General features: G+C 67.8%; 23 protein-coding genes. 10 read left to right on the forward strand and 13 right to left on the reverse strand.

Translation table 11 applies throughout. The annotated features are described in order from the left end of the window. Positions 1-151 precede the first annotated feature (151 nt). Positions 152-1,021, forward strand: coding sequence for a class II glutamine amidotransferase (locus ACV095_RS04685; RefSeq protein WP_478223009.1), 870 nt, complete (start codon positions 152-154; stop codon positions 1,019-1,021). A 24-nt stretch (positions 1,022-1,045) separates the two neighbouring features. Here ACV095_RS04685 and ACV095_RS04690 read toward each other — a convergent pair whose 3' ends face one another. Next, entirely contained in the window at positions 1,046-1,780 is a 735-nt protein-coding gene (locus ACV095_RS04690) for a hypothetical protein (RefSeq protein ID WP_478223010.1), read from the reverse strand. A 146-nt stretch (positions 1,781-1,926) separates the two neighbouring features. On the opposite strand from ACV095_RS04690, the gene ACV095_RS04695 reads away from it, so the two are divergent. Then, positions 1,927-2,298 carry a hypothetical protein gene (locus ACV095_RS04695; protein WP_478223011.1) on the forward strand — a complete coding sequence of 124 codons (372 nt, stop codon included), beginning with the start codon at positions 1,927-1,929 and terminating at the stop codon, positions 2,296-2,298. An 85-nt stretch (positions 2,299-2,383) separates the two neighbouring features. On the opposite strand, the gene ACV095_RS04700 is transcribed toward ACV095_RS04695, so the two are convergent. The 3 genes from ACV095_RS04700 to ACV095_RS04710 all read right to left on the reverse strand — a co-directional run bounded on the left by ACV095_RS04700 (position 2,384) and on the right by ACV095_RS04710 (position 3,936). After that, complete coding sequence (locus ACV095_RS04700) at positions 2,384-2,590, reverse strand: hypothetical protein (protein WP_018768720.1); 207 nt, start codon at positions 2,588-2,590, stop codon at positions 2,384-2,386. A 56-nt stretch (positions 2,591-2,646) separates the two neighbouring features. Beyond that, positions 2,647-3,573 (reverse strand): multidrug DMT transporter permease, encoded by a 927-nt coding sequence (locus tag ACV095_RS04705; protein WP_134164007.1) that lies wholly within the window; start codon positions 3,571-3,573, stop codon positions 2,647-2,649. 84 nt (positions 3,574-3,657) lie between these two features. Beyond that, positions 3,658-3,936, reverse strand: a complete 279-nt coding sequence (locus tag ACV095_RS04710; RefSeq protein ID WP_478223012.1) for a hypothetical protein — start codon at positions 3,934-3,936, stop codon at positions 3,658-3,660. Positions 3,937-4,354: 418 nt separating this feature from the next. Between ACV095_RS04710 and ACV095_RS04715 the strand changes: the two genes are divergently transcribed. From ACV095_RS04715 to ACV095_RS04730, 4 genes are all read left to right on the forward strand, one after another. Then, entirely contained in the window at positions 4,355-4,606 is a 252-nt protein-coding gene (locus tag ACV095_RS04715; protein ID WP_268001825.1) for a hypothetical protein, read from the forward strand. Then, positions 4,603-4,863: a hypothetical protein gene (locus tag ACV095_RS04720; protein WP_478223013.1), complete on the forward strand. Its 261-nt coding sequence runs from the start codon at positions 4,603-4,605 to the stop codon at positions 4,861-4,863. Before ACV095_RS04715 ends, ACV095_RS04720 begins: the two co-directional genes overlap by 4 nt. A 14-nt stretch (positions 4,864-4,877) precedes the next feature. Then, positions 4,878-5,030, forward strand: coding sequence for a hypothetical protein (locus tag ACV095_RS04725; protein ID WP_018768715.1), 153 nt, complete (start codon positions 4,878-4,880; stop codon positions 5,028-5,030). Between the two features lie 129 nt (positions 5,031-5,159). Beyond that, positions 5,160-5,981 (forward strand): alpha/beta fold hydrolase, encoded by an 822-nt coding sequence (locus ACV095_RS04730; RefSeq protein WP_478223014.1) that lies wholly within the window; start codon positions 5,160-5,162, stop codon positions 5,979-5,981. Between the two features lie 81 nt (positions 5,982-6,062). On the opposite strand, the gene ACV095_RS04735 is transcribed toward ACV095_RS04730, so the two are convergent. Continuing rightward, on the reverse strand, positions 6,063-7,151 hold the full coding sequence (locus tag ACV095_RS04735; protein WP_478223015.1) for a glycerophosphodiester phosphodiesterase family protein: 1,089 nt from the start codon (positions 7,149-7,151) through the stop codon (positions 6,063-6,065). Between the two features lie 279 nt (positions 7,152-7,430). On the opposite strand from ACV095_RS04735, the gene ACV095_RS04740 reads away from it, so the two are divergent. From ACV095_RS04740 to ACV095_RS04755, 4 genes are all read left to right on the forward strand, one after another. Then, complete coding sequence (locus ACV095_RS04740; RefSeq protein WP_478223016.1) at positions 7,431-8,453, forward strand: DUF6454 family protein; 1,023 nt, start codon at positions 7,431-7,433, stop codon at positions 8,451-8,453. 31 nt (positions 8,454-8,484) lie between these two features. Next, positions 8,485-10,179, forward strand: coding sequence for a phospholipase C (locus tag ACV095_RS04745; protein ID WP_478223017.1), 1,695 nt, complete (start codon positions 8,485-8,487; stop codon positions 10,177-10,179). A gap of 90 nt (positions 10,180-10,269) precedes the next feature. Then, positions 10,270-10,941, forward strand: coding sequence for a hypothetical protein (locus tag ACV095_RS04750; RefSeq protein ID WP_018768710.1), 672 nt, complete (start codon positions 10,270-10,272; stop codon positions 10,939-10,941). Positions 10,942-10,946: 5 nt separating this feature from the next. Next, positions 10,947-13,388 carry a zinc metalloprotease gene (locus ACV095_RS04755; RefSeq protein ID WP_478223018.1) on the forward strand — a complete coding sequence of 814 codons (2,442 nt, stop codon included), beginning with the start codon at positions 10,947-10,949 and terminating at the stop codon, positions 13,386-13,388. Between the two features lie 5 nt (positions 13,389-13,393). Here the strand turns inward: ACV095_RS04755 and ACV095_RS04760 are convergent, their stop codons facing one another. The 8 genes from ACV095_RS04760 to ACV095_RS04795 form a co-directional block, all read right to left on the reverse strand. Next, positions 13,394-15,199 carry a glycoside hydrolase family 15 protein gene (locus ACV095_RS04760; RefSeq protein ID WP_134163999.1) on the reverse strand — a complete coding sequence of 602 codons (1,806 nt, stop codon included), beginning with the start codon at positions 15,197-15,199 and terminating at the stop codon, positions 13,394-13,396. A 62-nt stretch (positions 15,200-15,261) separates the two neighbouring features. Further along, positions 15,262-16,017 carry a ZIP family metal transporter gene (locus ACV095_RS04765; protein ID WP_144600885.1) on the reverse strand — a complete coding sequence of 252 codons (756 nt, stop codon included), beginning with the start codon at positions 16,015-16,017 and terminating at the stop codon, positions 15,262-15,264. Beyond that, positions 16,017-16,634, reverse strand: coding sequence for a hypothetical protein (locus ACV095_RS04770; protein WP_144600884.1), 618 nt, complete (start codon positions 16,632-16,634; stop codon positions 16,017-16,019). Before ACV095_RS04770 ends, ACV095_RS04765 begins: the two co-directional genes overlap by 1 nt. Before the next feature lie 42 nt (positions 16,635-16,676). Continuing rightward, positions 16,677-17,783 carry an enolase C-terminal domain-like protein gene (locus ACV095_RS04775; protein ID WP_478223019.1) on the reverse strand — a complete coding sequence of 369 codons (1,107 nt, stop codon included), beginning with the start codon at positions 17,781-17,783 and terminating at the stop codon, positions 16,677-16,679. Positions 17,784-17,786: 3 nt separating this feature from the next. Continuing rightward, on the reverse strand, positions 17,787-19,577 hold the full coding sequence (locus tag ACV095_RS04780; RefSeq protein WP_478223020.1) for a thiamine pyrophosphate-requiring protein: 1,791 nt from the start codon (positions 19,575-19,577) through the stop codon (positions 17,787-17,789). Between the two features lie 2 nt (positions 19,578-19,579). Next, on the reverse strand, positions 19,580-21,235 hold the full coding sequence (locus tag ACV095_RS04785) for a GMC family oxidoreductase (protein ID WP_478223021.1): 1,656 nt from the start codon (positions 21,233-21,235) through the stop codon (positions 19,580-19,582). Continuing rightward, positions 21,232-21,897 carry a gluconate 2-dehydrogenase subunit 3 family protein gene (locus ACV095_RS04790; protein ID WP_478223022.1) on the reverse strand — a complete coding sequence of 222 codons (666 nt, stop codon included), beginning with the start codon at positions 21,895-21,897 and terminating at the stop codon, positions 21,232-21,234. The genes ACV095_RS04785 and ACV095_RS04790 overlap by 4 nt, the downstream gene beginning before the upstream one ends. Further along, positions 21,894-22,361 carry a hypothetical protein gene (locus ACV095_RS04795; RefSeq protein WP_018768701.1) on the reverse strand — a complete coding sequence of 156 codons (468 nt, stop codon included), beginning with the start codon at positions 22,359-22,361 and terminating at the stop codon, positions 21,894-21,896. Before ACV095_RS04795 ends, ACV095_RS04790 begins: the two co-directional genes overlap by 4 nt. Positions 22,362-22,420 lie beyond the last annotated feature (59 nt).

Here is a 22,420-nt window from a genome sequence, read left to right on the forward strand (position 1 = left end):
GGAGCCTTCGACCCAAGCCAAAATGCAAGGTTTGCGGCTCGGACCTGCCTCCAACTCCCTCTGCGCTGTTTTGCTCCCGCGACTGCTACGACCGCTATCAGGCCATGGATCACACATCCCGCCACTAGCCCGTTGCCGGGAGGAGCGCTCCATGTGCCGGTTGTTCGGGCTGCATGCCGGATACCGGCCCGTCCGCGCCACCTTCTGGCTCCTTGACGCCCCGGACAGCCTGTCCGAGCAGAGCAGGAAGGAGCCCGACGGCGCCGGGATCGGCACGTTCGATCCCGACGGCCGCCCGCGGGTCACCAAACGGCCGCTCGCCGCATGGGAGGACCACGCCTTCGCCCGGGAGGCGAGGGAGCTGCGGAGCACCACCTTCCTGGCCCACGTCCGGTACGCCAGCACCGGTGCGCACACCCTGGTGAACACGCACCCGTTCGAGCAGGACGGCCGGCTGTTCGCCCACAACGGCGCCTTCCACGGACTCGACCGGCTCGACGCGCGGCTGCGCGAGTTCGGCGTGGCGGAACTGGTGCAGGGCCAGACCGACAGTGAGCGGCTCTTCGCCCTCATCACGGCAGAGAGCCGCAGGGCCGGCGGGGACGTGGCCGAGGGCATCTCCCGGGCGGTGGGCTGGGTGGCCGCCGAACTGCCCGTCCTGGCGTTGAACATCATCGTGACGACGGCCACCGACCTCTGGGCGCTCCGCTACCCGGCAACCCACCCGCTGTATGTGCTGGAACGCGACCCCTTGACCGAACCCGCTCCGGTGGCACCGCTGGACGCCAGAAGCCCCCGGATCCACTCGCGAAGCACCGAACTGGCGGCTGCCCGCTCCGTGCTCTTCGCCACCAAACGGATGAACCAGAACCCCGGCTGGCGCCCCATGGCGCCGGGGGAGCTGGTGCACGTTGGCCCGGACCTGGCGGTGACGTCCACCTTCCCCTTCCCGGACCAACCGGCCCACCCGCTCACGCTCGCCGACCTGGAACCGTCCGCGGCGGCGTCGCAAATGTCCTGACGGTGTATCTCCGGAAGGCGCGGCTTACGTGGACGGCGCCGCGGCAGCCTTCTTCGCCAGCGCCTGGGCCATCTTCTGCACCTTGGCACCGTAGCCGCCGTTGATGGCGGTGTCCTTGATCTTGTTCGCCTGGGCATCCAGGTCCGCCGGGGCGGCGTTCTTGAGTGCGGTCAGGTCCGCCTGGAGGTTGGCCGGGAGCTTGGCGAACAGCTTGGGGTGGTTGATGAGCTGGTCGGCCACCTTCTGAAGCCCGGCGCCGGGATTGTCCGAGTTGAACGCGGTGCGCAGCTCCTGGCGCAGGCCGGCCAGGCCGGTGGCCGCCTTCTCCAGCGCTTCGGCTCGCTTCTGGATCTCGGCACCGTACCCGCCGGACAGGGCGGTGGTCTTGATCTTGTAGGCGTCCTTCACCCGGTCCGCAGGTGCGGCATCTTTGAGGGTGGTCACGTCGGCCTGGAGGGCGGCGGGGAGCTTGGCGAAAAGCTTGGGATGGTTGACCAGCGCCGCGGCTGCTTCCGCCGCGCGGTCCCCGGCCGCCGGTGGGCTGTCAGCGGTCAGGGTCAGGAAGGCCTTCAAGCCGCCGGCGCCCTTTGCTGCCTTGACGTCGCTGGATGCTGTGGTTGAGGTTGCAGACACGGATGTTGGGCTGGGGGATGCGGACGCGGCACCCACGCCCGCGGCGGCCATGGCAGCGGCGGCCAGGACTGCTGCCGCTCCGACGCCGATGCGGGCCCTCATTGACGGAATTGATGGCTTCACCACGGTGTGTTCCTCCAAATTTGCGCGTGGGTCCACCCGACGGGTTGGACCGGCAGGCTTCACTGTAGGACCGCAGGCTGGGGAAATGCTGAATGCCGGTCCTCCACCTTTATCTCCACCTTTACCCGGGCTCGGATTATGCTCGGCCTATGAAGATGCGTGATCCCCAGGCGAAGCCTGTTCCTGCCGGCAAACTGGGTTTTTGGCAGCAACGGACGTGGCTGTGGATTGTCGCCGCGGGATTCGACGTGTACATCCTTGGTTTCGTCATCGGGTTGCAGCCGTCCGGCCCGCTCTGCGGCAGCCCGTTGCTGCCCAACAGCCGCGCCGCCGAACTGGCTGACGTGGAAGAGGCCGGCAGGGGGGCCGCGGCCACGTGCTACCGGACCATCGACTCCGATTCCGTGCCCGTGTGGAGCCTCATGGCCCTGGGAATCGGCCTGGTTCTGCTGGGAGTGGTGGTCCGGATAGTCCGTATCCGGCTTTTCGCCGGCGCTGCCGACGCCGTGAAGGCCGGCTAGGTGCGGTAGGCACCCAAAGACAGGAAAGCTCCCGGCCCTGCGCCGGGAGCTTTCGTGTGCTTGCTGAAGGGACGGATGGTGCCCGCTACTCCGCGAGCTTGGCGACGGAGTGCGCCCAGAGGAAGAACTTGTTGGTGCCCAGGTCCTTGACGGTCTTGATGTTCAGCGCCTCTTTGAGCTTCTGCGCGTCGCTTTCGGACAATCCCTTCAGCGCCTCCACGGGCGCCTTCGCCAATTCGTCGATGCCCTTGTCGAGGTACTCCTTGTCGAACTTTGCGTTGATTCCAGCCATAGTGTCCTCCTGGTGCTCGGATGGGTCCTGACTGTGCTCTGGGGCACAGTGGTCATTCAACCACGAACCGACGCACGCGCCGCCGTAGGCGGCTTCTTGACCGTGGCGAGCAGGAAAACGCCGGCGACGGCGGTGGCCCCGGACAGGAGGAACAGGACGATTGCCAGCGGGGGTGCTGCGTCCGCCTCGCCCAGGATGGTGATGCCGATGGCGACGGCGACGAGGGGATCGATGACGGTCAGGCCGGCCACCACGAGTTCGGGGGTTCCCCTTGTGTGGGCGTTCTGGACCAGGAAGCTGCCGGCCAGGGCGGCGATGAGCAGGCCTGCCAGGCATGTCAGCGACAACCACTCGAAGTCGCCCTGGAACAGCCGGGCGATGACGGTCTTGGCCAGGGCCGCGACGAACCCGAAGAGGATCCCGGCTCCGGCGGTGAACACCACGGCACCCGACCGGTGGCGCCACAAGGCGAAGGCCACGGCAACACCGGCCAGGACCACGGCGAGCACGATCAGGATGGTGATCAAGTGCCGGTCGCTGACCTCCACGTCCTCCGCGGACAGCGCCGCCACGGCAACGAACACACCCACGCCGCCAACGCATAACGCCACTGCGGTGAGGGCCCGCCGCCCGGGGGACCGGCGGGTCATCCGGGCCGTTGCCAGGGTGGTGACCACCAGGGCAATGGCGCCGATGGGCTGCACCACAATCAGGGGCGAAAACCGCAGGCTGGTGAGCTGGAGGAGGATGGCGGCGCCGAGCATCCCCGTCCCGGCCAGCCACACCGGCCTCCGGACCAGGGCCTGCAGGCGTCCGCCGCCCATGCTGCCCGCCGCGCGCCCGGCTGCAGCCGGCTGGTCTTCCACGGCGCGGTGCTGGAACAGCGTTCCCAAGGCAAGCAGGACGGCGCCGGCCGCGGCAATCGGGATGCCCAGCCAGTGGTAGGACGACAGCGCGGACACGGCCGCAGCCTGCTGGATCATGATCAGACCTTACCCAACCCGGACCCAGCTACCCACCCGGGCGGCCACCCGCCGTCGGGCCTTTTCCCTCTACAGCCTGCCCGGCTACAGCAGGCTGGGCCGGCTGGCGAGGATGTAGTCCACGGCCGCGGGGCCGGTCATACACAAATCCGGCCACTCGGTCCGGCCGGCGCGGTGCTGCTGCAGGTACCCTTCCTGCCGTACGGCTGCCCACAGCGACGCGATGGGGCCGGGCTTCCGGGCATTGAGCAGGCACCAGCTCAGGTACAGCCCGTACAACTCGTCGTCGCTGAGGCCCGGCTGCTTTGCGGGGACGGGGACAAGGCATTCGGACAGGAATTGTCGATGATTCGGGGCGCTCATGTTTGGCCCTTCAGCCGGGTGCGGCCGTATGCTCACACATGCTGCATTCGTAGCCGCGGGTGCCCCGGATGGGTTTGCTCCCGGCATTCCTTTTGGCCTGGAAATCCGGCAACCCCTCGCCGTGCGCCACGCCGCCCCCAGCTTGCTTATTACTGGGTCTACACCTAAAGTCTACAGTGTAGAGAAATTGTCGACATGGTTTTAGTCAAGGGATCAGAGTTTGCATGGCCGCTACGGCTGCTCACACACATCCCACGAAAACTACATGGCCCCCCTTCTCCTCCCACCCCACGTTTGATTTTCACTGCCGGGCACTCACAGCTCCCCGCAAACCCGCCCGGTGCACTGTGCAAGGCTCCGGGTTTGAACCGCTGTAGCCGAACGGCGAACAACTGCACCTTGTTTGAAAAGAGCCACCATGGCGCAATCACAGTTCGACCAGTTCCTCACCGAAGCCACCTGCCCGGACCACGAGTCCGGGAGCAGCCTTGACGACGACACCCTGTACGGCCTCTACACCAGCTGGTGCAACCTGTCCCAGCAGGAGCCGCAGGACGAGTACGTCTTCTTTGAGGCGATGAGCCGACGCGTCCGCCCCGACGCCTGCCTGCGCATGACCGGACCGGCGGCCGCCGACTACATCCTGTGCAGCTACCGGGCCGTGGTGTGACAGTCCTCGTCACCCAGGCCTCCAACAGCTACGTGCCCAGGCACACCCTCCAGCCCCACGGAAAACGCCCCTGGTGCGCCCGCTGCGACACGGACTTCCACCTGTTCGTTGACTCGCCGCCCGTCCTGAACCGCCGCGCCTCAACAGTTGCCGTGGCCATCCACTGTTCCCAGTGCCGCCATTCCCGGGTCCTGGAGACCACGGCAGAGCACGTGGCGGCGCTTCCCGCGCACACCCCCATTCCGCATGAAACGTAAGGAATTTCACACCCATGATGAACAACACCCATACCCCGCACGGCCCCGCCGCCGCCCGCGAAGCCCGTGCCGCCGTCGAGCATTTTGACCTCACGCCCGCCGGCCTGGCCGACGCGCCTGCCCAGCAGCTGGACCTGGACAGCCTTGTCCACACCGGCAACAGCTAGGAACCGGCGCATGGGCACGCCGCGGTCGCTCGACGCCGACACGCAGGTCACCGTCCATAGCGCACCTGCCGCGCTGGCCACTTTAGGGTAGGAACCGCTCGATGGATTTGAACTTGAAAAGGACTGCCGGTGCACGCCGCAACCGACCAACCACCCGCCGCTGAACCCGCGCGCCGCCCGATGCACCTGCCCGGCATGCGGCCCTGCCTTACGCCCCGGATTGTCGCCGCCGGCGGACTGACCTCACACGTGTACCTCCTTGCCGGCCCTGCGGGTTCCCCGCGACCGGTCTTCGTGCTGCTGCACGGCATTGGAATGTCGCACCGCTATTACCGGCGGCTGCAGGCGCTGCTGGCCCGGCACGGGGACACCTACGCCGTGGACCTCCCCGGCTTCGGTGGCACCCCCACCCCGGACCGGCAGCTGTCCGTGGCCGACTACGCCGCGCACACGGCTGCGGTGCTGGAAAAGATGGGTGTTTCCCGTGCCGTGGTGGTGGGGCACTCCATGGGCACCCAGTTCGCCACCGAGCTGGCGGTCCAGCGGCCGGACCTGGTGTCCCATGTGGCGCTGCTGGGCCCGGTAGTGGACCCGACCCGCCGGACCGTCCTGGAGCAGTCCCTGGCCCTTGGCCTGGACGGGCTGAAGGAGAGCCCGCTGGGCAATGCCATCGTCTTCACCGACTACATCCGGTCCGGGCTCCGCTGGTACCTCACCGAGCTGCCCGTCATGATGGGCTACGACCTGGACGCGCGGCTGGCCCTGGTGAGCCAGCCGGTCCTTGTGGTCCGCGGCTCCCGCGACCCCATCGCCCCGAGGGACTGGTGCGAGAAGCTGGCCGCGACGGTCCCCAACGGCACCTTCCTGGAAATTCCCGGCAAGCCGCACATCGTCCAGCACGGTGGCGCTGCCGGGACCGCGGCTGGGATCCTGGGGCTCTCCCGGAGTTAGTTCCAGCTGCTGGTCGCGGAACGTAGAAGGCCCCCGTCCCGGAAACTCCGGAACGGGGGCCTTCTGCGGGTGCGGAGAGGTTCAGCCCGCTGCCGTTGCTGATGCTCCGGGTTCCAGCGTGTACTGCTTGGGCAGCTTCAGCGACCGTTCGGCCATCACGTCACGCAGCAGGTTGGGGTAGTCGGTGATGAGCCCGTCCACACCCACGTCCATCAGGGCGCGCATGGTGGGCTTGTCGTCCACCGTCCAGGGGATGACCTGCATTCCCTTGGCGTGGGCCCGGTTCACCATGTCCGCGGTGACGTACGGGACGTAGCCGGGATCGGTGACGGTTCCGTTCTGCGGTGTGCCGTGAACCGGCGAGACGGCGTCGAAGCCCAGGGAAGCGGCTGCATCGACGAGGTCACCGCCGAAGTCGTCGGCGTCGATGCCGCCCAGCCAGGGTGAGGCGCCGGGCATGCCGGCCTGCAGGAAGTCCTTGTTGGTCAGGGCCACCGTGCGGATACCGGGCTGGCGTTCCTTCACCAGGCGCAGGGCGCCCCAGTCGAAGCTCTCGATGGACACCCGCTCGGCCATGTTGGCGGCGTTGATCTCGCGCAGGGCCACGTCCACGAACTGTTCACGCGGCGCCGTCTGCTCGGGAGCCCCCGCCTCCACCTTGGTCTCGATGTTGAACTTGACCTGGCTGGCGCGGTACTGCCTGGCCAGGTCGAAGACCTCGGCGAGGGTGGGCATCTTGGCGGCGGGGGAAGCCTGCTGGCCGGGGAACTGCGGCAGGGTCTTTGAGCCGCAATCAAGGCTGCGGACCTGGGCGAACGTGAGGTCCTTGATGTATTTGCCCACGTAGGGGAACTGCGGATCCCCGGGGGTGACGGGTGCGGTGTCCTGGCACTTCTGGCCGCTGATCTTGCGGTCGTGGGTGATGACTTCGCGGCCGTCCTTGGTGATCTGCAGGTCCAGTTCGAGGGTGGACACGCCCGTTTCGATGCCCTTGGCGAAGGACGCCAGCGTGGACTCGACCGTCAGGCCGATCCCGCCGCGGTGGGCCTGGAGGTCAAAGTGGTTTTCGGTGCCGTTGGGGTTGGTGTCCGCTGCGTGGGCCGGGAGGGATGTTCCCATGGCCAGGCCGGTGCACACGGCGGCTGCGGTCAGCAGCTTTGCATACTTCATCAGACAAGTCTCCAAATGTGGGGGAGGGGGAGCCCCGGGGCGGGGCCTTCGCCACTGTTCCCACCCACGGCAAATGTCCGGCGACGCCCAGGCAAACTGCACGTGGCCGTCGCGCGAACGGGGAAACCCCTTCCGCCGGACGGCTGACCAGCCCAAACGCCTGCCCTGGAAGGTGATCCGTGTAGCCATCTGGAGTTCACCTACCTGCCAACAGGCATTAATTACCGCTAAGTAACTTGGGGACCTCTTGCTACGACCCATCTTTGAGAGGCTCCCCCAATGAGCACGTCCCCTACCCGAGGCATTCTCACGGCCGCCGCAGCCATCATCCTGGCGGCGTCGGCACTCGGCGGCACCGCCGTCGCCCAGGCAGCAGGCAACAGCACCGCCAAGGCCGGCAACGAATCCGGCGACCATAAGGAAGCCGACACTGCCCTGGCCGAAGCCTTCACCGGCGTGGACCGGGGCACCAAGTGGCAGCAGACCTCCAAGCTGAAGCTGAATTTCCCCACCTACCACACCGAGGGCATGGCCTACAGCGAGGACCACATCTTCCTGTCGGCCGTCCAGATCACCGAGCCAACCACCAAGTTCCCCACCCCGCAGGACGGATTCGACCGCACCCCGGGCAAGGGCATCGGCCACCTCTTCGTCATGGACAGGGCCGGCAACCTCCAGAAGGACATCGTCCTGGGCGAGGGGGACATGTACCACCCCGGCGGCATCGACTTTGACGGCACCAACGTCTGGGTCCCCGTGGCCCAGTACCGGCCCGACAGCAGTGCCATCATCTACCGGGTGGACGCCACCACCCTGGACGTGCACAAGCAGTTCGAAGTGGCAGACCACTTCGGCGGCGTCGTGATGGACAAGAAGACCGGCCACCTTGTGGGCAACACCTGGGGATCGCGCCGGTTCGCGGAATGGGACCTCCAGGGCAAGCAGCTCTCCACCTGGGAAAACCCCAACTACTTCATCGACTACCAGGACTGCCAGTACGTGCCCGACTCCAAAATGCTCTGCGGCGGGATCACCAACCTCCCGCAGACCCCGGCCGCCGGCGGCACCGGTGCCACCTACGAACTGGGCGGCATGGCGATGATCGACCTGAAGTCCCGCAGCGTGAGCCGCGACGTGCCGTTCCAGCAGTGGTCCTCAGCAGGCCATGTGGCCACGCGCAATCCCTTCAAAATGACCGCCGACGGCGGCCACCTCACCATGACGGTGGCCCCGGACAACGGCGAAGAAGCCAATGGCACCGAAATCCTCACCTACGAAGCCACCGTCACCCCCGCCCCGTAGCCCGCAGCACCAGGAACGAACGGATTCAACCATGCCCCAATCACGACGACGGTCCACACCAAAGCGGGTGGCCGCGGCCACCGGCGCCACGGCCCTGGCGGCCTCGGCACTGACGGCCGGGTTCTTCGGCCTCGGCGCGGCACCCGCCACCGCCGGCGACAACACCGCGACGCCGATCAAACACGTGGTGGTGATCTTCCAGGAAAACGTCTCCTTTGACCACTACTTCGCCACCTACCCCAACGCCGCCAACACCCCGGGTGAAACGCAACAGGGCTCGGGCGCCAAAGCGGCCCCCTTCACTCCTGATGAGGACACACCCAAGGACATCAACACCCTTGCCAACGCGGGGCTGCTGGCGCCGAACAACCCCAATTCCGCCCAGCCCGCCCGGCTCTCCCCGATGCAGGCCGTCACCTGCGACCAGGACCACGGGTACAACGCCGAACAGAAGGCTTACGACGGCGGCCTCATGGAGAAGTTCGTCCAGTACACCAGCCGGGACGCCTGCGGCACCAACCAGTACGGGCGCCCCGGGCTGACCATGGACTACTACGACGGCAACACCGTGACCGGCATCTGGAACTACGCCCAGAACTATTCCATGAGCGACAACCACTTCAGCACCGTCTTCGGCCCCTCCACCCCGGGCGCCCTGAACCTGGTGTCGGGGCAGACCCACGGCGCCAAGGAATACACGGCGGACGGACAGCCCGCTGCCACTCCGGCCACCGGGAGCACTGCCGTCCGCCAGCCCGACGCAAACGGGGTGGGGACCGTGATCAACGACCCCGACCCCGTCTACGACGACTGCTCCAATAACAGCCACGCCAAGTCGAACAACCTGGCCGGCATGACTGGCACCAACATCGGCGACCTGCTCACCACCAAGGGCGTCTCCTGGGGCTGGTTCCAGGGCGGGTTCACGCCCACCACCCCCGCGTCGGCCACCGGACCGGCATCGTGCCTGTCCACGCACACCAATGCCGCCGGTGCCGGCGTGACGGACTACTCCCCGCACCACCAGCCGTTCCAGTACTACGCCTCCACCGCCAACCCGCACCACCTGGCGCCAGCCACAGATGCGGAAATCGGGCACAACGGGCAGGCCAACCACCAGTACGACCTGACCGATTTCACCAAGGTGCTAAATACGGACAACATGCCCGCCGTGTCCTTCCTCAAGGCCGGCATGTACCAGGACGGCCACGCCGCCTACTCCGACCCCGTGGACGAGCAAAACTTCATCACCAAGACTGTCAACGAGATCCAGCAGTCCAGGAACTGGGAGGACACCGCCGTCGTGCTCGCCTACGACGACTCCGACGGCTGGTACGACCACGCTGCCGCGAAGGTGAAGAACTCATCCAACACCGCGGATGACGCCGCATGGTGCCAGGACGCCGCGGCCAGCGGAGTCCCCATGGCCGGTGGCTACGCAGACCGCTGCGGCCCGGGCCCCCGCCAGCCGCTGGTGGTCATCTCCCCGTATGCGAAGAAGAACTTCGTGGACCACACCGAAACGGACCAGGCCTCCATCCTTCGCTTCATCGAGGACAACTGGAACACCGGCCGGATTGGCGATGCCTCCGCTGACGCCGCTGCGGGTTCGCTGGGTGCCATGTTCAACTTCCACCACCAGCGCAACGACAAAGTCCTGCTCAACGAACAAACCGGAGCCATTGACTCGGTCAGCCATACTCCTCTTCCCTCTGCACAAAACTAATAATCATGCTTACTATTGTGTGGCGCGGGCTGTCCGCTGGGGGCAGAGCACCCGCGCCGCACCGGAGGTCTCTCAAGCATGGACAATGAAATGCGTCCCCTCACTGATGAAGAACTGATGTCGGAACAGGCCACCGCGCTTCCGGACAAGGAAGTGGCATCCGTCCTGGACCTGAACGCGGACCTGGACCTTGGTATCAACGCCGCCGCGCCCATCGACCTGGCCGTCGCCGCCAACGCCAACGTGGCGGCACCGATCGACGCCGCCGCTTCGGCCAACATCCTGTCCTTCGGCTCGGACGCGCAGGCACTGTCCAGCCAGGACGCCGCCATTGACCAGGGCATCACTGCCGACGCGAACGCGGACTCCACGCAGGACAGCGTCATTGGCCAGGCTGATGGCACCGCTGACGGGGGTACCACCGATACCGGAACCACGGACGGGACCACGGACGGAACGTCCGGTTCGGTGACGGTTCCCTCGGGCACCGGCGGGCTGACGGATGCAGCGGGCGCCCTGAACGGCAACCTTCTGAACGTCGACGTGAACCTGGACGCCGACGCCGCCATCGCGGCACCCATCAACGGTGCCGTGGCCGCCAATGCCAACGTTGCCGCTCCCATCGACGCGGCGGTGGCCGCGAACATCGGCTCCATCGACAGCCAGGCCTACGCCATCTCGGACCAGAGCGCCACCATCTCGCAGCACATCGACGGCGAGGCCAACGCCACGGCCGATCAGCAGTCCGACCTGCAGCAGTAAGGCAGATGACCCAAACCCACGGCGGGCCGCCTCCCGAGGCGGCCCCGCCGTCGTCACGCGCCACCCTTGCCCAGGACCCGCCGGGCCAGACCATTACGACGGCGGGCGGCCACCTTCCAGCCCTGGCCGACGGTGTGCAGCTGCTTGGCCCCGCCGAAGGATCCGGCTACCGCGAACCGCCCGCCTTGGTTCGGCGCGCCGACGGCCAGACCCTGCAGCTGACCAGGCTCCTGTACCTGGTGCTGGAAGCCGCCGACGGGACGCGGGACCTTGAGGGCATCGCCCGGCACGTCAGCGAAGGCTCCGGACGGCTGGTCAGCGCGGACAACGTGCGCACCCTGATGGACACCCAGCTGCTCCCGATGGGCCTGCTCCGGCTCGCCGACGGCACCCAGCCCGAAGTCAGGAAGGCCAACCCGCTGCTGGGCCTGCGGTTCCGCTACATCGTGTCCGACCCCCAACGCACCCGCAGGATCACGGCCCCGTTCGCTGTCCTCTTCAACCCGCTGATCGTGGTGGCCGTGACCGCGGCGTTCCTGGCCGCCTGCTGGTGGGTGCTCATGGTCAAGGGCCTGGGCTCGGCCACCCACGAGGCGTTTGCCCAGCCCGCCCTCCTGCTGCTGATCCTCGCCGTCACCATCCTCTCCGCCGGCTTCCACGAATTCGGCCATGCCGCCGCCACCCGCAAGGGCGGGGCAACACCCGGGGCAATGGGCGCCGGGCTGTACCTGCTGTGGCCCGCGTTCTTCACGGACGTGACCGACTCATACCGGCTGGGCCGCGGCGGCCGGATCCGCACGGACCTGGGCGGCCTGTACTTCAACGCCATCGTTGCAGTGGCCATCATGGGACTGTGGTGGGCCACCGGCTTTGATGCGCTGCTGCTGGTGGTGGTCACGCAGATCCTGCAGATGGTCCGCCAGCTGATCCCGCTGGTGAAGTACGACGGCTACCACATCCTGGCCGACGCCACCGGCGTGCCCGACCTTTTCCAGCGGATCAAGCCCACCCTCCTGGGGATCCTTCCGTGGCGGTGGGGCAACCCTGAAAGCAAGGTGCTCAAGCCCTGGGCCCGGGCCGTGGTCACCGTCTGGGTCCTGGTGACCGTTCCGGTGCTGCTGTTCAGCATGGTGATGATGGTGCTTTCCCTGCCGCGGCTGCTGGCGACGGGCTGGGCGAGTGCGGTCAAGCAGCAGGAAATGCTGGCGGCGAGTCTGTCGTCCGGCGACGTTTTGGGCGCGGCGGTGCGGGCACTGGCGGTTGTTGTGGTGGCCGTGCCGGTGCTGGGCGTGCTGTACATCGTGGTGCGGCTACTGCGGCAGCTGGTGACCGGGCTGTGGCAGAAAACGCGCGGCAAGGCGGTGCAGCGCACCGTTGCCATGGCCGCCGTCGCGGCTCTTCTGGCAGGGCTCGCCTGGGCATGGTGGCCCGACGGCGGGACCTACCGTCCGGTCCAAGCTTACGAACGCGGGACACTGGGGGACGCCACCCGCGCAATCCTTCCCCAGCGTGAGCGCGGGGCGCTCCGGCAGGGAGCAACCGGGCAGACCGTTGCGCTGTGGCCGGCCGGCGCCACCAAGCCCACGCGGGACAACCCGCAGCTGAGCATGGTGCTGGTACCCGCAGATGCCGCTGGTACCGGGGCGTCCTCCACCGGCGGCGCTTCTTCCGCTGCGGCGCCGTCCTGGGTGTTCCCGTTCGACCGGCCCGCCGCCCCGGAGGGCGACGGAAACCAGGCGCTCGCGGTCAACACCACCGACGGCTCGGTGACGTACAGCGTGGCGTTCGCGCTGGTGTGGGCCGAGGACGGCAATCCCGTCACCACCACCAACGAGGCCTACGCGTTCGCCAACTGCACGGGCTGCGCCGCCGTGGCTGTCGGATTCCAGGTGGTCCTGGTGGTGGGGCAGGCGGACGTCATCGTCCCGCAGAACCTCTCCGCGGCGGCGAACTACAACTGCCTGGACTGCCTGGCCTACGCCCTGGCCAGCCAGCTGGTCCTGACCCTGGACGGGCCGCTGGATCAGGCCAGCAAGCAGCAGCTCGAGGCGTTGTGGGCACAGATCGCCGAGTACGGCCGGAATCTCCAGGACGTGCCGCTCTCCGATATCCAGGCCACGTTGAACGGCTACAAGGAGCAGATTACGGCCATCGTGAAGGGCACTTCCGGGACGTCGTCCTCCGGACCGACAGCTCCGGCATCAGCAGGACCCTCCCCGGGCCCCACGACGTCCAGTTCCCAAACCGAACCCAGCGTCCCGGCCCAACCGTCGGCCCCGGCCGGTGTGCCCAACCCGGCCGCGACTGAGGTGGCCACAGCGCCGGCGGGCCAGGACGGGGAAGGCGGGCAGCCGACGTCGTCCGTTGACGAGGCAACGCCGGCACCCACCGTGGATTCCGGCGGAGGGGGGACCCCCGCACCAATCCCGACCTCAAGCGCAGGCTGAGCCGTTTACTTCAGGCCAGCATGCCTTTCCTTCAGCGGCATATTGCTGTGGTGCGGGCCGTGCTGCAGCTGGAGGGCGCAGTGGATGAGCGGGAAATGGCTGAATGCCTGGGGCGTATTGCCCAGCTGGCGGTTGTTGCGGGGGTCCCATTCCTCACTGAGCAGGCCCACGTCGTTGCGCAGCGAAAGCAGGCGTTCAAACAGGTCCACGGCCTCGTCCCGGCGGCCGATGCCCAGCAGCGCGTCGGCGAGCCAGAAGGAGCATGCCAGGAAGACGCCTTCGGTGCCAGGCAGCCCGTCATTGCTGGCCTCGGGGTGGTACCGCAGGACGAACCCGTCCTCGGTCAGGTTCTTCTGGACCGCGTCCACCGTGCCCACGACGCGGGGATGGTCATGGGGAAGGAACCCGACGCGGGGGATCAGCAGCAGGCTGGCATCGAGTTCGCTGCTGCCGTAGGACTGGACGAAGGTGTTGCGTTTTTGGTCGAAGCCGTGCGTCATGACGTCGTCGTGGATCTGCTTGCGCAGTGCGGCCCAGCGCCCCCCGGGTCCGGGAAGGCCGGATTCCTGGACGGCCTTGACCATCCGGTCCGCGGCCACCCAGGCCATGACCTTGGAATGGGTGAAATGGCGCCGGGGCCCCCGCATCTCCCAGAGCCCGTTGTCCGGCTGGTCCCACGCGCCCTCCAGGAACTCCATCAACGCCACCTGGATATCCCAGGAATCATCCGTGGTGCCGGGGTCCGCGGCCCGGGTGAGGGCCAGGCCGTCCAGGACCTCTCCCCACACGTCCAGCTGCAGCTGCGGGGCCGCGGCGTTGCCGGTCCGGACAGGCTTGGAACCTTCGAACCCTCCAAGCCACGGCAGCTCGGCCTCGGGCAGCCGGCGTGTCCCGTCCAGCCCATACATAATCTGCAAATCCGCGGGGTTGCCGGCCACCGCACGCAGCAGCCATTCCCGCCACGCCGCTGCTTCATCCTTGTAGCCGCAGGCCAGCAGGGACTGCAGCGTCAGGGTGGCGTCCCGCAGCCAGCAGAAGCGGTAGTCCCAGTTGCGGCTGCCCCCGGGGTTCTCAGGCAATGAGGTGGTTGCGGCGGCCACGATGCCTCCGGTCGGGGCGAAGGTAAGTGCCTTGAGGGTGATCAGGGACCGTTCCACCGCGTCTTTGTAGTCGCCGGCCATGGAGTTCCGGCCGGTCCATTGCTCCCAATACTCCTGCGTGGAGGCCAGCGCCTTCTCCGGCTCGGTTTGGTCCGGGACGGGCTTGTAACTGTGTGCCCAGCGCAGGACGAACGGGATGCGGTCACCGGCGTTGACGGTGAATTCACTGACGGTCCGCATGTCCTTGCCCTCCAGCGGCGCGGGGGTGCTGAGGTAGGCGGCGTCAGGGCCCGCGATGGCGCTGATGCCGTGGCTGGTCCGCCGGACCCACGGAACGATCCGGCCGTAATCGAAGCGCAGGGACAGTTCGCCCTGCATGGCAACGCTCCCCTTCAGGCCCTCCACCATGCGCACCACGTCAGCGGAACCATCGCGGACCGGCATCAAGTCCGTTACCCTGACGCTTCCGTCCGCCGTGTCCCATTCCGTCTCCAGGATCAGCGTGCCGGGCCGGTAGCGCCGCCGGGTGCAGTCACCGGCTCCGGCCGGGGCCAGCCGCCACCGCCCCGCCTCCGGCGAGTCCAGCAGGGCCGCGAAGCATGCCGGTGAATCGAAGTTTGGCATGCACATCCAGTCGATGGACCCGCTGCGGCCCACCAATGCAGCCGTGTGCAGGTCACCGATGATCGCATAGTCTTCGATCCTTGCCATCTGTTCCTCCGGGTTTCGTATCCGACATGGTGCGGCTTCCCGCCAGTTGGGAAGCCGGGAAGCTATCCGCCCACCTGGTCCACGGTGAATGCCGCCAGGAATCCCGCGGCGGCGATCAGGCCGGTAAGCAGGTGATGCTCCTCGAAGGCCTCGGGAATCATTGTGTCGGCGAGCATCGCCAGGATGGCGCCGGCCGCAACGGCGGTGATGAAGGCGACCAGTTCCCCGGGGGCGTCCTGCAGGACCAGGAACCCGACCAGCGCGGCAAGCCCGGAGAGGACGGCGATGCCGCCCCACACGCCGAACACGTAGCCAGGCCCGCGGCCGGCCCTTTTCATCCCGGCTGTGCTGGACAGTCCCTCGGGGACATTGGAGATGAAGACGGCGGCCAGCATGGCAGGGCTGACCGCGCCCGCTGTCACCAGCCCCACCCCCAGGACCACCGATTCCGGGATGCCGTCCAGCAGCGCGCCGATGGCGATGGCCGTCCCGCTGCCCGGCTTTTCCTTTTCGGAGGGCTGCTTGCCGCCCGACCGCTTCCGATGCTTCGCGCCCTTGCTGGCCAGCACGGCATTGGCAGCCACATACACCAGGGCGCCGCTGGCGAACCCGGCGATGGTGGGCCACAGTCCGCCGCCGTTGACGGCCTCCTCCACGAGCTCAAACGACAGCGCAGAAATCAGCACACCGGCGCCGAACGACATCACAGAGGACACCACCTTTGGCGGGATCTTCCATTTCCACGCCAGCGCGCATCCCACCACCAGCGCCCCGCCGGCGATGGTGCCCCACATCCATGCCTGCAGCCATGCCGGCATTAGGCACCACCCGCCGTCGAACGTCCGCTTCTCCAGCGCCGTGCGTTCCTCGCCGCCCGGACCGCCGCAAAGGCCAGGCCCGCGGCCGCGCCTGACGCCGCCACGGCAAGCATCCGCCGCGCCGCACGGGTGCTTTCCAGCACGGCCCGGGCATCGGGGCCCGGCTCCGGCCTTCTGCCGGTGACGTCGCTCTCATCCAACTCCCAGGCCGACGCGGGAGGAAAGATCCCCGACGGCAGTTGTTCCTTCCGCAGCTCCCGGCGTACGGCCAGCCGCTCCCGTACCTCCTGGTTGGGGGCGGGCACCGCACCCTCCGCCGCCAGGGCTGCGGGGAGGTCGATGATGTACGGCTCTCCATAGAACGCCGCGGAAGCCACCGAGTCCAGCCATGCATTGGTAGGTGCCGCCACGCCGGCGCGCGCGAAACCTGACTGCAGCATGTCCCGGATATCCGCCAGCCCCCGGCCTTCGGTCTCCCGTGCGACCTCGAAGATCACCGCCTGCAGCAGCGCTTTCTGCCTCCCGCCGGGGTCCTCGGCGCTCGGATCCTGGCCTGTGGGGTCAGGGTCAAGTGGCTTTGCCCCGGAGGGGTTCGCGTTGCCTGGGCTGGTGCTCATGGGCTTCCTTTCGGTCCTGTCATGGTTGGCGGGTACCTGCTTTCACTGGACCCGGTAAGGGCGGGCGTCGGCAGCGCGGAAGGCCAGCCCGTTGCCGGGGACATCCGACGGCCATACCCATCCGCCGTCCGGGTCAAGCGTTCCGTCTAAGAGCATGTTTTCGATCCGGACGTGGTCGTGGAACCATTCCAGGTGCCGGAAATTGGGGGTGGCTGCGGCGACGGCGGCACTGAGGTGGGGTGCGCAGTGGCCTGAGATTTCCAGTCCGTGGGCGGCAGCGACGGCGGCCACGCGCAGCCATTCGCTGATCCCGCCGCACCTGCTGACATCGGCCTGGAGGCAGTCGACGGCGTCCGCGCTGCACATGCGCCGGAAGTACACCAGTCCCGTTCCGTACTCCCCGGCGGCCACGTCGGCGTCGACGGCGGCGCGCACCGCCCGCAGTCCGGCGAGGTCGTCGCTGGAGACGGGTTCTTCGAACCAGGTGACGTGCTCATCTGCTGCGTCCCGCATCACCCGGATTGCCTGCTTGGCGCTGTAGCCACCGTTGGCGTCCACGAACAGTTCCGTGCCGGGCCCGATGGCGGCACGCGCCTGGCGGATGCGCTCCAGGTCCCGCGCGACGTGCGTCCCGCCGTCCTGGCCGATCTTGATCTTCACCCGGGGGATGTGCTGGCCCTGGGCCCAGCCCTGGAGCTGGTCCCGCAGCTGGTCGTCGGAGTAGGTGGTGAACCCGCCGCTGCCGTACACGGCCACGGAATCCCGGACAGCGCCCAGGAGTTTATGCAGCGGCACCTCCAGCAGCCGGGCCTTCAGGTCCCACAGGGCACAGTCGACGGCGGACACGGCATAGGATGCCAGGCCGGTCCGGCCAGGGTTGCGCACCGTCCGCGCCATCGCAGCTGCCGCGGCCGGCACGTCCAAAACGTCAATGCCCTGGACGGCCGGGGCCAGCAGGCCTTCCACCAGGGCCGCCGCCGGCACCGGGGCGTAGGTCCAGCCCAACCCGGTCTTCCCGCCGCCGTCCGCTTCCACCAGGACCAGGGTGGTGGAGTCCCAGCTGTAGGTGCCGTCCGCTTCGGGTGCGTCGGTTGGAACCGTGAAGGCGCTTGCCCGGATGGCGGTGACCGGGGTGGCGGCGGCGGACACGGTTCAGCCCTCCTTGTGCGGCAGGAATTCCTGGATCTTGGTCTTGACCCCTTCCTTCACCACGCCCCAGGCGCTGTCGTCGCCCTTGACCATGGCCTCCGCAGTCTTCCGCGCCTGTTCAAAGGTGGCGTGCGGCGGGATCGGCGGAATATCGGGGTCGGTGCGGACGTCCAGGAGGGTGGGCCGGTCCGCGGCGAGGGCCTTCTCCCAGGCCGGCCCCACGTCGTCGGGGTCCTCAACGTGGATGCCCTGCAACCCCAGGCTCTCCGCAAAACCCGCGTAGTCGACGTCGGGCAGGGCCTGGGACTCGCGGAAGGCCGGCACCCCGCCCATGGCCCTCATTTCCCAGGTGACCTGGTTCAGGTCATTGTTGTGCAGGACGGCCACCACCAGCCGGGGATCATTCCATTCGCGCCAGTAGTGTTTCACCGTGATGAGCTCCGCCAGCCCGTTCATCTGCATGGCGCCGTCCCCGGCGAAGGCGATGGCGGGCCGGGCCGGAAAGGCGAACTTGGCGCCGATGGCGTAGGGCACACCGGGGCCCATGGTGGCCAGGTTACCGGACAGCGAGCCCCGGACGCCTTCCCGGAACTTCAGCTGCCGCGCGTACCAGTTGGCTGAGGAGCCGGAATCGGCGCTGAGCATCGCGTCCGCCGGCAACCGGGTGGAGAGTTCGGCGAACAGCCGCATGGGGTTGACCGGGTTGGCGCTGACCATGGCTTCGTCGTGCATGGTTTCCCACCAGCGGCTGATGTTCGATTCCAGGTTTTCCCGCCAGGACCGCTCCTGCTTGCGGGCCAGGTGCGGAATCAGGGCGCGCAGGGCGGCAGCGGCGTCGGAGACGATGTTGAATTCGTTGGTGTAGCGCAGCCCGATCATCTTGGGGTCGACGTCGATCTGCACGCCACGCGCCTGGCCCGGTTCAGGCAGGAACTGCGTGTACGGGAAACTGGATCCCACCGTGAGCAGGGTGTCGCAGTCCCGCATCATCTCGTAACTGGGGCGGGTGCCCAGCAACCCGATGGAGCCGGTGACGTAGCGAAGGTCATCGGGCAGGGCGTCCTTGCCCAGCAGCGCCTTGGCCACCCCTGCTCCCAGCAGTTCAGCCACTTCCCGGACCTCCGCGGCCGCGCCCCGCGCCCCTTGTCCGATCAGGATGGCCACCTTGGAGCCTTCATTCAGGAGTTGCGCGGCACCGCGGATCGAGTCGGTGTCAGGCTGGATGTCGGGCCAGCGGACACCGACGCTGGAAGGGACCATCTTGAAGTCGTGGGTGGGGGCGGCATACTCGAGTTCCTGCACATCGGCCGGGATGATCACAGCGGTGGGTGCCTGTTGGGCCTCCGCGATCCGGATGGCGCGGTCGATGACGTTGGGCAGCTGCTGGGGGACGGTCACCATCTGGACGTAGTCGGAAGCCACGTCCTTGAAGAGAGTCAGCAGGTCAACCTCCTGCTGGTAGGAGCCGCCCATGGCGCTGCGTGCCGTCTGTCCCACGATGGCCACCACCGGAACGTGGTCCAGCTTGGCGTCGTAGAGGCCGTTGAGCAGATGGATGGCTCCGGGCCCGGAGGTGGCCATGCACACGGCCACGCGGCCGCCGAACTTGGCGTAGCCCACGGCCTCGAACGCGGCCATCTCCTCGTGCCGTGCCTGGATGAATTTCGGCTGGTTGCCGGCCTTGCCAAAGGCGGCCAGGATGCCGTTGATACCGTCTCCGGGGAAACCGAAGACCTTGTCCACACCCCACTCACCGAGGCGTGCGAGCAGGCAGTCGGCCACTGTGGTTGCCATGATCAGTCTTCCTTTGCGCTCATCGTGGCGCCGCGGCGGGCGCCTTGGACCAGGACACGGGCGGCGCGGGCCGCCAGCGCCATGATGGTCAGGGCGGGGTTGGCGCTGCCCTGGGTGGGCAGCACGCTGCCGTCCGTGACCAGGAGGTTGCGTACCGCGAAACTGCGGCAGTTCCGGTCCACCACACCGGCGTCCTGGGTGGCTGCCATCCGGGCCCCGCCCACCAAGTGGGCATAGCGGTTGATGGTGATGACTTCCTCTGCCCCTGCAGCGGTCAGGATTTCTTCCATGACCTGCTGTGCTGCGGACATCAGCTGCCGGTCGTTGTCGCACTGGCCGTAGCTGAAGCGCGCCACGGGAATGCCGTGCCGGTCCGTCTCGTCAGCCAGCGTTACCCGGTTCTCCTTCAGGGGGAGGAATTCGCACAGGGCGCCCAGGCAGGCCCAGTGCGGGTAGTCGCTCATGTAGCGGCGCAGCGCCGGGCCCCAGTGCCCTTGCGCGGCAACATGCTCGGCCCAGGTAATGGGCAACGGGGACACGCACTGGATGGAGAATCCCCGCTTGTATGGCTTTGCCGGGTCCGTTTCGTAGAAGTCCTCCGTGCTGACTTCGGGGGGAGGAGCCTTCCACATCCGCACCTCGGCCTGGAACCGCCCGGCGGTTTGGGGCGCGCCCTGGACCATCAGGTACCGTCCCACCTGGTCGAAGTCGTTGCACATCCCGTCCGGGAAGCGCGGCGTGGCGGAGTTCAGCAGCAGCCGCGGGGTTTCTATCGAGTAGCCGGCCACGGCCACCAGGCGGGCCCGCTGGAACTTCGTGACGCCGCCCTGGACATATTCGACGCCAGTTGCCAGCCCGCTGCGTTCGTCAAAGCCGATCCGGGTGGCCATCGAGTCGGGGCGGATTTCGGCGCCGTGGGCCAGCGCGTCCGGGACATGCGTGATCAGCGGGGATGCCTTGGCGTTGACCTTGCAGCCCTGGAGGCAGAATCCCCGGTAGATGCAGTGCGGCCGGTTGCCGAACCTGCCGTTGGCGATGGCCACCGGACCCACCTTCGCGGTGATGCCGCGGGCGTTGCCGCCGCGCAGGAACAGCTCGCCGTTGCCGGACACAGGATGCGGCCGGTGCGGGTAGCCGTGCGGGTCGCCCCACGGCCAGCGCTCCCCGGCGACCGGCAGTTCCGCTTCGATGTCTTCGTAGAACGGCCGCAGTTCCGCGTACTCCAGGGGCCAGTCGGCGCCCACCCCATCAGCAGTGAAGGTCCGGAAATCGCTGGGGTGGAAACGTGGCGTGTACCCGGCGAAGTGGACCATGGAGCCGCCCACCCCCCGGCCCGAGTTGTTTGACCCCAAGGGCACGGGATCAGTCCCGGCAATAACCCGTGGTTCGGTCCAGTACAGGTGGTGGGATCCGGCTTCATCGCTGACCCAGTCCTGCTCGGGTTCCCAGAACGGACCCGCCTCCAACGCCACCGCCCGCCACCCGGCCCGTGCCAGGCGCTGCAGCAGCGTGGAACCTCCTGCTCCGCAGCCCACGATGACCATGTCCACCTCATCGGTTTCGGCGTACCGCCGCATGTTCTCCCGCAGCCGAAGGTTGCTGCCGGGTCCGGAAGGGAGCAGCCACGCGGACTCATTGCGTTCGCGGACCCTGTTCACCGGTCTGCCCCGTGGCCTGCGTCGTGGGTTGGCCCGTGGGTGGGGTCAGCATCGGGGCGGATGTCGCGCACCTCGAACGGCTCCAGGCGGTTCACACCCAGGTTCTTGTAGCCGCGCGGGTAGGCCGGTCCCGCGAAGCCGATTTCGTCCCAGGCCAGGGGATGCGAGTAGAAGGCGGTGCAGGCGTACCGGGTCCAGAGGCTCCACACCCGGTCCGCCGGCAGGCCGTGCCAGAGTTCCCGGTGCAGATTGCAGATGTCCTGCAGGAGCCCGGCCTGCTGCTCTGGATCCAGGCCGGCAAAGGTGGAGCCGGCACGGGAGTGCGCTTCACGGTCCAGCGCCGCGAGCGTTGCCCGCCACGCTTCGCCGTCCCTCGGCATGTTGTCATAGTGCCAGCCGTCGGTTTGCTCATCTGCCAGGCGGGCGTCCACCATGTTCACCACCGGCACCCGGGGCTCGCCCTGCTGGCCCAGTAACTGGTCGAAGAGGGCGCGCGCTGCGGCCTCCTCTGCGGGCGTGAAGAAACGGACGTCCGGCGGCATACCCAGGCGGGACTCGACGACGGCGGCTGTCGCCCGGTCCCAATGGCCCGCCTGGGCGCGGGCGCTGAAGCCGGGGTAGCGGCCGCCGCCGTCGGACATGTCCAGTGGGAGGCTGCTCATGGTTCCCGCCTCAGGACGGAGGCCAGCACCCCCATTCCGCCCACCAGGGTGACCAGCAGCGGCGCGAACAGCGGCGGACCCATCTCCAGGTTGTAGCGCAGGTTGGACAGGCCGCCCGGTTTCTGCCGGATGCCCTGCAGGTGCAGCCAGGTTCCTTGCAGCCCGTTGGCAATGATCGCGGCGCTGGCCAGCGGGAGGGCGGTCTTTGCCATGCGGCGGCTGAATACGCCGGCTACTCCCGCGGCGGCACCCAGCGGGCCCAAGGCAACGGGAACCCACATCCACTTGTTGCCGAAACTGGCCTTGTCATGTTCCAGATAGATTTCCGCCGCCGTGACCAGGGCACCGGCAGCCGTCAGGCCTGACAGGGAGCGCTCAAACCTCCCCGTCTGCACATTCCGTACAAGCCGGTCGATGCCATTCACCGTGCTGCGGACCGGATCTGCCGGGTGTTGCGTCTTCATGATTCTCCTTCGGGCCGCCTGCGAACAGACGAGGGAAGCTGGCAAACTTTGCGGGACAG

The sequence above is a fragment of the Arthrobacter sp. JDC6 genome (genome assembly GCF_056484025.1).

Bases quoted from the DNA above. Each gene is read 5' to 3' on its own strand.
- ACV095_RS04700 (WP_018768720.1), bottom strand. From the start codon at position 2,590: ATGGCTGGAATCAACGCAAAGTTCGACAAGGAGTACCTCGACAAGGGC.
- ACV095_RS04715 (WP_268001825.1), top strand. From the start codon at position 4,355: ATGGCGCAATCACAGTTCGACCAGTTCCTCACCGAAGCCACCTGCCCG.
- ACV095_RS04780 (WP_478223020.1), bottom strand. From the start codon at position 19,577: ATGGCAACCACAGTGGCCGACTGCCTGCTCGCACGCCTCGGTGAGTGG.
- ACV095_RS04685 (WP_478223009.1), top strand. From the start codon at position 152: ATGTGCCGGTTGTTCGGGCTGCATGCCGGATACCGGCCCGTCCGCGCC.
- ACV095_RS04760 (WP_134163999.1), bottom strand. From the start codon at position 15,199: ATGGCAAGGATCGAAGACTATGCGATCATCGGTGACCTGCACACGGCT.
- ACV095_RS04745 (WP_478223017.1), top strand. From the start codon at position 8,485: ATGCCCCAATCACGACGACGGTCCACACCAAAGCGGGTGGCCGCGGCC.
- ACV095_RS04725 (WP_018768715.1), top strand. From the start codon at position 4,878: ATGATGAACAACACCCATACCCCGCACGGCCCCGCCGCCGCCCGCGAA.
- ACV095_RS04695 (WP_478223011.1), top strand. From the start codon at position 1,927: ATGAAGATGCGTGATCCCCAGGCGAAGCCTGTTCCTGCCGGCAAACTG.
- ACV095_RS04790 (WP_478223022.1), bottom strand. From the start codon at position 21,897: ATGAGCAGCCTCCCACTGGACATGTCCGACGGCGGCGGCCGCTACCCC.
- ACV095_RS04710 (WP_478223012.1), bottom strand. From the start codon at position 3,936: ATGAGCGCCCCGAATCATCGACAATTCCTGTCCGAATGCCTTGTCCCC.
- ACV095_RS04770 (WP_144600884.1), bottom strand. From the start codon at position 16,634: ATGAGCACCAGCCCAGGCAACGCGAACCCCTCCGGGGCAAAGCCACTT.
- ACV095_RS04795 (WP_018768701.1), bottom strand. From the start codon at position 22,361: ATGAAGACGCAACACCCGGCAGATCCGGTCCGCAGCACGGTGAATGGC.
- ACV095_RS04750 (WP_018768710.1), top strand. From the start codon at position 10,270: ATGCGTCCCCTCACTGATGAAGAACTGATGTCGGAACAGGCCACCGCG.
- ACV095_RS04705 (WP_134164007.1), bottom strand. From the start codon at position 3,573: ATGATCCAGCAGGCTGCGGCCGTGTCCGCGCTGTCGTCCTACCACTGG.
- ACV095_RS04765 (WP_144600885.1), bottom strand. From the start codon at position 16,017: ATGCCGGCATGGCTGCAGGCATGGATGTGGGGCACCATCGCCGGCGGG.
- ACV095_RS04740 (WP_478223016.1), top strand. From the start codon at position 7,431: ATGAGCACGTCCCCTACCCGAGGCATTCTCACGGCCGCCGCAGCCATC.
- ACV095_RS04755 (WP_478223018.1), top strand. From the start codon at position 10,947: ATGACCCAAACCCACGGCGGGCCGCCTCCCGAGGCGGCCCCGCCGTCG.
- ACV095_RS04735 (WP_478223015.1), bottom strand. From the start codon at position 7,151: ATGAAGTATGCAAAGCTGCTGACCGCAGCCGCCGTGTGCACCGGCCTG.